The organism is Microcoleus sp. D3_18_C4 (assembly GCF_036702355.1).
GTDB lineage: Bacteria > Cyanobacteriota > Cyanobacteriia > Cyanobacteriales > Microcoleaceae > Microcoleus.
On sequence record NZ_JAUBTF010000018.1, the window covers coordinates 97545 to 108287 of the forward strand.

At 47.8% G+C, this 10743-nt stretch carries 9 protein-coding genes and 1 pseudogene; 4 read left to right on the top strand and 6 right to left on the bottom strand.

Going from position 1 to position 10743, the window contains the following annotated elements:
- Positions 1-567 precede the first annotated feature (567 nt).
- The gene (locus QUA90_RS11875) at positions 568-3174 is read left to right on the top strand and encodes a Calx-beta domain-containing protein (RefSeq protein WP_333445625.1); all 2607 of its coding nucleotides are present in this window, start codon (positions 568-570) and stop codon (positions 3172-3174) included.
- 472 nt (positions 3175-3646) lie between these two features.
- On the opposite strand, the gene QUA90_RS11880 is transcribed toward QUA90_RS11875, so the two are convergent.
- Both QUA90_RS11880 and QUA90_RS11885 read right to left on the bottom strand, forming a co-directional pair.
- Positions 3647-3847 (bottom strand): hypothetical protein, encoded by a 201-nt coding sequence (locus QUA90_RS11880; RefSeq protein ID WP_333384098.1) that lies wholly within the window; start codon positions 3845-3847, stop codon positions 3647-3649.
- Between the two features lie 9 nt (positions 3848-3856).
- Positions 3857-4087, bottom strand: a complete 231-nt coding sequence (locus tag QUA90_RS11885) for a hypothetical protein (protein WP_333322151.1) — start codon at positions 4085-4087, stop codon at positions 3857-3859.
- Between the two features lie 238 nt (positions 4088-4325).
- Here QUA90_RS11885 and QUA90_RS11890 point away from each other — a divergent pair, with 238 nt between their 5' ends.
- From QUA90_RS11890 to QUA90_RS11900, 3 genes are all read left to right on the top strand, one after another.
- Positions 4326-6053 carry a diflavin flavoprotein gene (locus QUA90_RS11890; RefSeq protein ID WP_333445627.1) on the top strand — a complete coding sequence of 576 codons (1728 nt, stop codon included), beginning with the start codon at positions 4326-4328 and terminating at the stop codon, positions 6051-6053.
- Positions 6054-6377: 324 nt separating this feature from the next.
- Positions 6378-7007: a hypothetical protein gene (locus QUA90_RS11895; protein ID WP_333445630.1), complete on the top strand. Its 630-nt coding sequence runs from the start codon at positions 6378-6380 to the stop codon at positions 7005-7007.
- A complete protein-coding gene (locus QUA90_RS11900) occupies positions 7000-8745 on the top strand; it encodes a diflavin flavoprotein (RefSeq protein ID WP_333445632.1) in 1746 nt (581 codons plus the stop codon). Before QUA90_RS11895 ends, QUA90_RS11900 begins: the two co-directional genes overlap by 8 nt.
- A 105-nt stretch (positions 8746-8850) precedes the next feature.
- On the opposite strand, the gene pgsA is transcribed toward QUA90_RS11900, so the two are convergent.
- The 4 genes and pseudogenes from pgsA to QUA90_RS11920 form a co-directional block, all read right to left on the bottom strand.
- The gene (pgsA, locus tag QUA90_RS11905; RefSeq protein WP_333445634.1) at positions 8851-9369 is read right to left on the bottom strand and encodes a CDP-diacylglycerol--glycerol-3-phosphate 3-phosphatidyltransferase; all 519 of its coding nucleotides are present in this window, start codon (positions 9367-9369) and stop codon (positions 8851-8853) included.
- Between the two features lie 485 nt (positions 9370-9854).
- A complete protein-coding gene (locus QUA90_RS11910) occupies positions 9855-10142 on the bottom strand; it encodes a hypothetical protein (protein WP_333445635.1) in 288 nt (95 codons plus the stop codon).
- Between the two features lie 105 nt (positions 10143-10247).
- Positions 10248-10337, bottom strand: a pseudogene (locus tag QUA90_RS30430) (hypothetical protein); the annotation flags it as partial.
- Between the two features lie 173 nt (positions 10338-10510).
- A partial coding sequence (locus tag QUA90_RS11920) for a hypothetical protein (protein WP_333445639.1) occupies positions 10511-10743 on the bottom strand: 233 nt, incomplete at its 5' end.

Consider the following 10743-nt stretch of genomic DNA (forward strand, 5'->3'; position numbering starts at 1 on the left):
ATCGTAAATCACATTACGGATCACCAATAAACTTGGTTTTTTAGCGATGCCTACGGCCAGCTTCGCTAACGCATTTTTAAGGGAATCACATTTAACTTACACCCGAACCTCAATTTTCACAAATTCCCAACTGGGTGATGCTTAGACATATAAAAATCTAAGTATTTTTACTCATGATTGTCTCTCCTGATGCACTTTTGTCCGCTGAAGCAGTGAACGCTGCCTCTTGGGGGGCCGGAATGTGGGATTTCAGCTCTCCTCTACAGATGTGGAAAACCCGCTTTTTATAGGTCTGAAAAAAAGATCGCAATTTTTCCGGATAAAACTTATTGATGATGAAAGTTAAACATACCTAAGTAAATATGTGTAAGTAGGTGTAATTATTTACACTCAACCTTCGATCAGGGGCAATAATACCTTCAGATGCTTATTGGGCAAGCATTTTTACTTGATTTACCTACACGTATGAGGAAATGTTTCTTGCAGTAACAGATCGCTACAAGAAAGCCCAACCTCTGGTTTTCAGTGACTTCTAATCCTTAATTACTCATCATCAAAGGAGAAGCTATGGCTACTTCATTCACTGGTTCTTTGGGTACAACCACTAATTACAGCAGCATCAGTGACCTAATTACACAATGGCCTACTGCCGCCAAGAATCAAGGCATCCAACTGTCTGGGATAGCTTTTGATGGCTTTGAAACGAACTACACTAGCCCTGAACCCATCGCCAACCTCACGTTAGCAACGAACGAAACCCCTAAAAGCGGGTTGAGCTACGGCGCTCCGGCTGGTATTGGTGTCCTAGGCTCTTATAGTGGTTGGTTTACCGACCCCACTAAAAGTCGGGCGGAAATCAACTATGACCCCAACACCAATCTATCTCAGACGCTGAAGGTGAAATGGGCAGATAACAAAGACATCACTAGCGCCACGATCGGCCTCAGTGGATTATTTCCCAAATCAAGTTCTACTACAGCCGACGATCAAGGCGATGAAGTTGGTTCGCTGCAACTCTTTAAGGATGGGGCGCGGGTATCGGCCAGCAATTTTACGATCACTCGCCTCAGCGCTCCTGGCACTCCAAAACCGCTCGGTGTGTCTTCAGATGGAGTTACTTTCACTGGCGATCGTACCGATGGCAATTTCACATTCCAGATAGTAGGAGACTCTCTCACCGGCATTACTTTTGACGAACTGCGGTTCTCCGCCACAGCCTACGCGAACCCCACCGCTGCCTACCTCGCTGCCTCCACTAAAACCGATAGTTCCGACTACCTAGTGCGGAGTATTCAATATCAAGGCTTTGATGTGACGCCAACGCCGACGCCGACGCCAACTCCGACGCCGACGCCGACATCTCCAAGTCTCTTCCAGTTCGCCCAACCAAATTACACGGTGGCTGAAGGCGGCGTGGCTACGATTAACGTTACTCGCACCGGTGGCACGGCGGCTGCATCGATTAGCTACACTACTCTTGACGGTTCGGCAAGTTCAGCAGGCACAGCAGCAGATTACACTTCGGCGGCGGGGGTGTTGAATTTTGCTGCGGGGCAAACAACCGCTAGTTTCACCCTGCCGGCTTTGACTGATTTGAATGTGGAATCGCCGGAAACGGTGAATTTGGTGCTCTTCGGTGGCAATGTCGGCAGTAGTCCGTCAATTTTGACGATTAGTGATGTGCCGCCAACTCCGGGGACAACTCCGACGCCGACGGCGACAACTCCAAGTATCTTCCAGTTCCAGCAACCAAATTACACGGTGGCTGAAGGTGGGGTGGCGACGATTAACGTTACTCGTACTGGTGGCACGGATGCTGCATCGATTAACTACTCTACTCTTGACGGTTCGGCAAGTTCAGCAGGCACAGCAGCGGATTACACTAGCGCGACAGGGGTGTTGAATTTTGCTGCGGGGCAAACAACCGCTAGTTTCACCGTGACGGCTTTGACTGATTTGAATGTGGAATCATCGCCGGAAACGGTGAATTTGGTGCTCTTCGGTGGCAATGTCGGCAGTAGTCCGTCAATTTTGACGATTAGTGATGTGCCGCCAACTGGGACAACGGTAACTCCGACCCCAACTCCGACCTCTCCAAGTATCTTCCAGTTCCAGCAACCAAATTACACGGTGGCTGAAGGCGGCGTGGCGACGATTAACGTTACTCGCACCGGTGGCACGGCGGCTGGATCGATTAACTACCAGACTCTTGACGGTTCGGCAAGTTCAGCAGGCACTGCCGGCGATTACACTCCGGCGACAGGGGTGTTGAATTTTGCTGCGGGGCAAACTACCGCTAGTTTCACCGTGACGGCTTTGACTGATTTGAATGTGGAATCATCGCCGGAAACGGTGAATTTGGTGCTCTTCGGTGGCAATGTCGGCAGTGGTCCGTCAATTTTGACGATTAATGATGTGCCGCCAACTGGGACAACGGTAACTCCGACGCCCACTCCAGCAACATCAACAGCAAGCCAGTTTGTTTTTAGTGCGGCTACTTTCACCACTCCGGAATCATCTGGCTTTGCTACGGTGACAGTCAATCGCATCGGCCCCACTACGGCTGCCGGAACCATTAGCTACAGTACTCTTGACGGCAGCGCCCTATCAACTGGAGGAACTGCGGCTGATTATGCGTCTACTGCTGGTGTACTCACCTTTGGCCCTGGGGTAACTTCCACGACGTTCAACATCTTTGTCAATGCTGATACTGTGCCTGAAATGACTGAGAGTGTTAACCTATATCTCAACAACGGTCCCGTCGGCACTCCGTCAACAGCAAGACTAGACATTATTGACGGTAGCAGCAGTGCATCTGGCAATGTCTTCCAGTATAGTGCGTCTAATTACGGCTCGATCGGCGCTCAGGGGGGCGGCACAACGGTTACAGTTACCCGCTCAAGCGGCTTAGGTGCAGCATCGATTGATTATATTATTCTGGCGGGGACTCCAGGCGCCGGCCCTGCACCTGTATATGGTACCGACTACCTGCTTAACCCGGGCGGCGCCACTGGTGGCACGTTGTCCTTCGCCGACGGCCAACTCAGCCAAACCTTTGCTCTTCAAGACAACCCATTTAGTACCAATAATGGGATTGTGCGCTTAGGTCTTGCTAACCCCACTGCGGGCTACAGTTTCGGCAGTACAGCGGCAACAAGTATCACTCTCATCTAAGGCTATTAGTAGGGCGAGCAATCCTTGCTCTACTAATATGTCCGGCACGTAGTTAAATGCTTTTTATCAGTCTGGCTCCTCACTACAGCTTTTTTCAAAAAAGTGAGGTACGCGGGTAAAATCTTCGCTAGGTTAAGTGCAGCGAGCATTGTCGGTGATTATTCAATTACTGACTTTCGTTTGGCTAGTACGATCGACAATAACAAAGTTAGCAATGTCAGGCAAGATGGGATTCGGTTGCCAGGTGGCCATACCGATATTGAGAACAACGATATCACCAACGCTACTATTGGTGGTGGTCTCAACAGAGGTGGTATCGGGTTACAGGATTCCAGCTTGTTTGGTGGTTCAGAGCCGACAACAATCAGGGCGGTTTCATTCTCACGAAAATCGCAATTTTGACTCTGTAGGGGTAGTGCCCCCGTGCCTACCCCCACGAGCCTACCCCCCCACAGACGATTTCACAGGCGTTTTAGACATGGGGGCAGCCACGGGGGGCTGCCCCTACAAGAGAATGAAACACCCCTGCCCAAGATGGGGAATCAAACCAAGATGGCAATTTCACAGTCGGTATATTTGGGGCAGTTTCTAGTTCCCACCACTCCTGCAATCCCTGTTGCCCGTGTCCTAATTGCCCACCAAAATTAGTTTTATCAAAGGAAGTTTCAGACATAGCTTTACATCAATAAGTAGATTTTTGATTACGGATTGGAAATTTTTTTCTTCTATCATTATCCCCAAATCCCCGACTTTTTAAAGAAATCTGGAATAAGAGAACGCGATCGCATTTGACGTTTGATAAGGTTGACTTAAATGCCGAGTTATTGTCCCTAATCCAAATCGCCGCGCGATCGAGAATCGCATTTGAGTGATATTCTTCTAAAGTGGCGATCGCCCAACCGATGGAACTCATTTTTATTACCACAGAGATAAGTTTATTGTCAACTGTTTATAGATCCAAAATTGATTTTATTGAATTTTCCTTCTTCCTTAAATCCGTTAAATCCCGATTCAGTGCGCGTTGCCGAACTGCCTTATGCCATAACTTTTGGGATACTTAACAGCCTCATAAGAAAATTTATAAAGATTTACAAAAAAAACGTGTCAGAATGAAGACAATAAGGTAATGGGTAACAGACAAGGAGGCACTGATGGTAGCGCTGACTGAACGAGTCCAACGCAGATTGACGGTGGAAAAAGTCGAAATTGCCTCTGATACAACGGCAATTCGATGCCTGGACTGGGATAGAGACCGCTTTGACATCGAATTCGGACTCAAAAACGGTACAACTTACAACTCATTCATCATTCGCGGTGAAAAAACAGCCCTCGTCGATACCTCGCACGAGAAGTTTCGCCAGCAATACATGGAAACTCTGACGGGCGAAATTGACCCCAAAGAGATTGACTATTTAATTATCAGCCACACCGAACCAGACCACAGCGGTTTAGTCAAAGACGTGCTGGCGTTGGCACCCCAAGCCATTGTCGTGGGGGCAAAAGTAGCAATTCAATTTTTAGAAAACCTTGTACACCAACCATTTGAGCGATTGGTAGTCAAAAACGGGGACAAACTAGATTTAGGAAACGGCCACATTATCGAATTTGTATCGGCGCCGAACTTGCACTGGCCCGATACTATTTTCAGCTACGACAGCAAAACTCAAGTGCTGTTCACCTGCGATGCTTTCGGGATGCACTACTGTTCCGACAGCACCTTCGATGACGATTTAGCAGCAGTTGAGGAAGATTACCACTTTTATTATGAGTGTTTGATGGCTCCCAATGCTCGATCGGTACTCAGTGCGATGAAGCGGATGGCAGAGTTGGGAGAAATCAGTACAGTTGCGACCGGTCACGGCCCCTTGCTGCGACACAACGTAGTTGAACTCACCGGGCGCTACAAAAAGTGGAGCCAAGCGCAAGCTAAGGCAGAAACCACTGTAGCGGTATTTTACACTTCCGATTACGGATTTAGCGATCGACTCAGCCAAGCGATCGCCCACGGTATCACCAAAACCGGTGTCGCTGTAGAAATGATGGATTTGAGAATCGCCGACTTGCAAGAAGTCCGCGAACTTGTCGGTACCGCCGCCGGTATCGTGATTTGTTCGCCGCCGAGTAGTGGTACTGCTGCTGCGAATGCCGAAGCTGCTATCAACACAATTTTAGTTGCGGCTAACAACAAACAATCTTTCGGTTTGTGCGAATCCGGCGGTGGCGATGACGCATCGATTTACCCGCTGCGAAACAAGTTCAAAGAGTTGGGTTTAAAAGAAGCATTTCCCAACATTTTAATTAAAGAATCACCGACAGAAGCTAGTTATCAACTTTGCGACGAAGCAGGCACCGACTTGGGACAGTGGCTAACGCGGGACAAGGCTGTCAAACAGATGAAATCCCTTGACAGCGACCTTGATAAAGCTTTGGGACGAATCAGCGGCGGACTGTACATCATCACCGCCCAAAAAGGCGATGTTAGCGGTGCGATGCTGGCTTCTTGGGTAACTCAAGCTAGCTTTAAACCGCTAGGTTTAACAATAGCAGTTGCGAAGGATCGGGCTATCGAATCGATGATGCACGCGGGAGATAAATTTGTTCTCAACGTGCTCGAAGAAGGCAATTATCAAACTTTGATGAGGCACTTTTTAAAGCGTTTTGCTCCTGGTGCAGATCGATTTGCCGGAGTTAAAACTCAACCAGCAACCAACGGTTCTCCGATTTTGACAGATGCTTTGGCGTACATGGAATGCGAAGTAGTCAGCCGGATGGAACTTTCGGATCATCATATCGTATATGCGATCGTCGATAGTGGCCGCGTCTCCAATCCCGATGCACTGCCTGCAGTTCACCACCGAAAAGTCGGAAATCATTATTAGGAATTCAGTTGAGGGTTGTCAGTTGACTGTTGTCAGTTGTCAGAAGCAAGAGGGAAATCCAACGATATATTGATCGACTGTCTGAGTCAACACACCCCCAACATATTAGTAAGGTGCGTCAGCCGATGTTTTATTCGACTTCATCATCGACTATCTACTGACGCACCCTACAATTACAGTCCAGGACACAACTGGCTAGCCAAAAACTCTCAACTTTGGGTGCTTGTGGCGCACCTTACCAGGTTCAGGGTGTTGGGTGCGCCACAAGCAGCAAACCGGGCAAACCGTTGTCATTTAGACTCCATTTTAATAGGGGAATTGCCAATGCCTGCCAATCTTTTAGAAGACCGAGATTACACAATTATTATTGCCAGAAGCGATGCCAGCAGAGACCCTCACCATCCTTGGTACGAGGATTGGGTAGAAGCACAGGCATCTCTGATCGACTTAGCAAAAAAATGTCAGGAATTTGACAGCGACGGCATCACCCTTTACGAAGCTTCTACTCCTATGTGGAAGTATAAAAATTCAAATGTTGCCCGGTTAGCTCAAATTTTGCAGCGACAAAATACGGAACCGGATTCAGAAAACCCGACTGCAATTAATTTGGAAGAAGCTCTGAAAGCAACTTTTAGTGATTATTTCGCAAGCAAACCAAATGCCAAAGGGAAGAACGGAGCAATAATTGTTGCAGTCCTAGATCAAAAACCAGAAAATACTGCTGCTGTTGCCGAAATTCTTGTAAGTGCGGCCAATACCATAGATAAAGATGAAGAAATTGGAGTGAGCTTTATCCAAATTGGGGATGATTTGACAACCAGGGAATTTCTGATTGACCTGGATACCAATTTACAGGCCCGAGGTGCAAGGTTTGACATTGTAGATACCAAGTTTTGGCACGAAATCAAAAGAAGTTCTGTAGTTCAGTTTCTCATAGGTGCAATACATGACTAACACTTTGACTCCTAGACTCGCATCGGATGCCAAACCCCGCGACGTGCAGTTTATCCCGATCGCACTCGATACTTTTATTGTGCGATCGCGCACTTGGGACAGACTCAAATTTGAAGTCGAGTATTCGCTGCAAAAGGGTACGACAGCAAATAGCTATATTATTCAAGCTGACAAAACTGCTTTGTTCGACCCGCCGGGGGAATCTTTTACTCAAAATTACCTGGAATTTTTGCAGCAACGGGTGGACTTGACAAAGCTGGATTACATAATTTTGGGACATTTCAATGCTAACAGAGCAACTACGATTAAAGCTCTGTTAGAATTAGCTCCTGAAGTAGCTTTGGTTTGCACGAATCCCGCCGCAATTAGTTTGCGAGCCGCTTTTCCAGACCAAGAATTAAACATTATGATCGTTCGGGGAGAAGAAACTCTCAACTTAGGAAAAGGTCACGCCTTAAAATTCATTGCGACTCCGACTCCCCGCTGGCCTGACCAACTTTGCACCTACGATCCGCACACTCGAATCGTGTTCACGGACAAACTATTTGGAGCTCACGTTTGCGGCGACCAAGTATTCGATGAAGGCTGGAGCGTTTACAGCGAAGATCGGCGCTATTATTACGATTCTCTGCACGCATCTCAGGCAAAACAAGTGCTGACGGCAATGGATAAATTCGCCGATTTACCAGCAGCATTTTATGCTCCCGGTCACGGCCCGATCGTCCGTTACGGCCTTAATGAACTGAGCAATTTGTATCGGGAATGGAGCCAGCAACAAAATTCAAAAGACTTGACAGTTGCTTTGATTTATGCTTCTGCTTACGGAAATACGGCTACTTTAGCGCAGGCGATCGCCAAAGGAATTACGAAAGCCGGCGTTGCGGTGGAAAGTATTAACTGCGAATTTGCCGAACCGGGAGAAATTCAAGAGGCGATCGAAAAATGCGCGGGATTTATCATCGGAACTCCCACGCTAGCAGGACACGCTCCGACGCAAATTCAAACTGCTTTGGGGATTGTTTTATCTACCGCAACTAAGAGCAAATTAGCGGGGGTTTTCGGTTCTTTTGGCTGGAGTGGAGAGGCGATCGACTTAGTGGAAAATAAGCTGAAAGATGCTGGGTATCGAATTGGATTTGAGCCGATTCGAGCTAAATTTAAGCCGACGGCGGCCACAATTCACGAGTGCAAAGAAGCGGGAACGGATTTTGCTCAAGCTTTGATTCGATCGCAAAAATTGCGGGCACCGAAACCGCAGTTAGCAGCAGGGAGCGATCGCACTGAACAAGCAGTAGGGAGATTGGTTGGTTCGCTGTGTGTACTCTCGGCGAAGCGGGGGGATGTTAGCAGTGCGATGCTGGCTTCGTGGGTGTCGCAAGCAACGTTTAATCCCCCCGGTGTGACGATTGCGGTGGCGAAAGATCGATCGATCGAAGCTTTGATGTACGCCGGAGATAAATTTGTGCTGAATATCTTAGCCGAAGGGCGACAGTTGCGGAAGTATTTCATGAAAAACTTTGCTCCCGGAGAAGACAGATTTGCCGGAGTCGAAACAATGGAAGCTAGCAACGGCTGTCCGGTTTTGACTGATGCTTTAGCTTATCTGGAATGCGAGGTAATAAGTCGGATGGAATGCGGCGATCACTGGGTAGTTTATGCAGCGATTGAAAACGGTCATTTGCTGCAAAATGATGGGGTGACAGCGGTGCACTACCGGAAATCTGGGAGTCATTATTAAGGGGAAGTAATCTTGATAAATCCTCGCTTTTCCACAAGTCCGCCGGGGGTTTAAACCCCTGCCGGACTCGGGGAAAGCGCGTGTTTCATAATATATAAAACTCCCTTACTTTTCTTTTATTTCCTGTTCCGGCCACAGATAAATAGCGCCAGAAATCAAAGTTAGAGCCACAGAAACCCAAAAAGCAATTACTGCGGGAAAATTCCACGCTTCAGACAGAGGAGCAATTAAAAGCGCGATCGCCACAATCTGACTCACCGTCTTCAACTTCCCCCAAATATTAGCACCCGAAATCGTAGTTTTATTAACACGCCACCCCGCAATTGTCAACTCCCTGCCCAAAATCAAAAACACCCCCCAAGCCGGAACTCGACCCAACTCAATCAACACTAAAAGCGGCGCGAGAACCAACAATTTATCCACCAAAGGATCGAGAAACTTGCCCAAATCGGTAATTTGATTCAGCTTCCTAGCCAAATAGCCGTCCAGCCAATCAGTAGCCGCAGCTACCACAAAAATTGCAGTGCAAATCCAGCGGCTTTGCGCGCTTGGGTCGTACAAACCGTAGAGCAGAAAAGGTACTCCCAGCAAGCGAGAAAAAGTGATCAAATTAGGCAAATTCATAAATCAAAAATTAAGGGCTACTCTACGAAGGCTTTCCTTAATTTAACATTTACCCGACTTATAATCACGTGGATTTACTTAATTCAACAACATTCTGATTAGAGTTGTCACAAGATTCGAGAATTTATCGGATCAATTTGTTGTGTCGCCTCGGGCGATCGAATTCGATTTTTACTCGCGATTGGCGATCTTAACTGGCTAGAAAAATTCTGAAACAGAGTTCACTAGCTTAGGCTAATCTTTGGCGAGCGCGGCTACCGACAAGGCCAAACTGGGCAGGGAAATTGGCATGAAGAAAAAGAATCTGCGGATTCCTGGTCAAATACTAAAGTCCTGGTGCCTTTAAAGAGACATCAGGAGATAAAAACTGTCAAGGGACAGAATATAGATTTGTGCGGTGGTGGCTAGAAAAAATGAACTTATTTACCGCGTCTCAAGCCAGTTTGCGCTTGGTTTGGGCTTAAAATTTGTTGAAGTCCCGTTAATTAAATGAGTGGTTCCTCAACGAAATGCGAGGCGTTAAATTGACGCACTCCTTGAACCACAGCTAGCGTTTCCGCTTGAGAAATCGGAATTCCGGCTTCAGGCGTGACGTAGATCCGAGTGCTCGGAGTAGCAACCCCGTTAACTGTCAGCGAGATGTTCTGGAACGATAGCTGCTCAAAGGTAATCCCCTCCAGTAAGAAGTAGTCAGTGCCTTTCACGAAGTCAACGATGTAGTCACCAGCAGGAGGAGTAATAACTGGCTCACCGGGATCGATGGGTTCGGGCACAAAATCGGTGAATAACAACTGGAAGTAGTCGGTGTCAGCCCCGCCGGTTAGCGTGTCGCGGGCGGTTTGAGTTTCCGCATCTTCGCCGCCAAACAGCAGGTCAATGCCAGCGCCACCGATGATGCGATCGACTCCTGCACCAGCATCCAGGAAGTCATCGCCTGCACCACCATTGAGGATGTCATCGCCAGCCAGTGTTTCAGCAACTCCGTAGTCGCCATCATTCGTAACAAGTTAGAAGGGAGTATATTTTGTCAATACCTCTTTGTATAGAAATCTAAGTGAATAATAATGATAATCAAAAAAGGGGGTAAGGGTGGGAGAGTCAGCCTGTGGCTGACTCTCCCACCCAATCGCGATTATCATTATTAATAAGTTGTTGGCTTGATTGGCGTTGCACCGCGATCGAATTCTGTGGCGGACGATCGATAATAGTGGCGGACGATCGATAATAGTGGCGGGCGATCGATAATAGTGGCGGGCGATCGATAATAGTGGCGGGCGATCGATAATAATGGCGGGCAATCGATAATAATGGCGGGCAATCGATAATAATGGCGGGCGCTCGATCCCGGGTTGCACCACAAGTACACGGCAGCGT

What these genes read in the sequence shown, in the direction of transcription:
- QUA90_RS11875 (WP_333445625.1), top strand. Translation starts at nt 568, where the DNA reads ATGGCTACTTCATTCACTGGTTCTTTGGGTACAACCACTAATTACAGC.
- QUA90_RS11880 (WP_333384098.1), bottom strand. Translation starts at nt 3,847, where the DNA reads ATGTCTGAAACTTCCTTTGATAAAACTAATTTTGGTGGGCAATTAGGA.
- QUA90_RS11885 (WP_333322151.1), bottom strand. Translation starts at nt 4,087, where the DNA reads ATGAGTTCCATCGGTTGGGCGATCGCCACTTTAGAAGAATATCACTCA.
- QUA90_RS11890 (WP_333445627.1), top strand. Translation starts at nt 4,326, where the DNA reads ATGGTAGCGCTGACTGAACGAGTCCAACGCAGATTGACGGTGGAAAAA.
- QUA90_RS11895 (WP_333445630.1), top strand. Translation starts at nt 6,378, where the DNA reads ATGCCTGCCAATCTTTTAGAAGACCGAGATTACACAATTATTATTGCC.
- QUA90_RS11900 (WP_333445632.1), top strand. Translation starts at nt 7,000, where the DNA reads ATGACTAACACTTTGACTCCTAGACTCGCATCGGATGCCAAACCCCGC.
- pgsA (WP_333445634.1), bottom strand. Translation starts at nt 9,369, where the DNA reads ATGAATTTGCCTAATTTGATCACTTTTTCTCGCTTGCTGGGAGTACCT.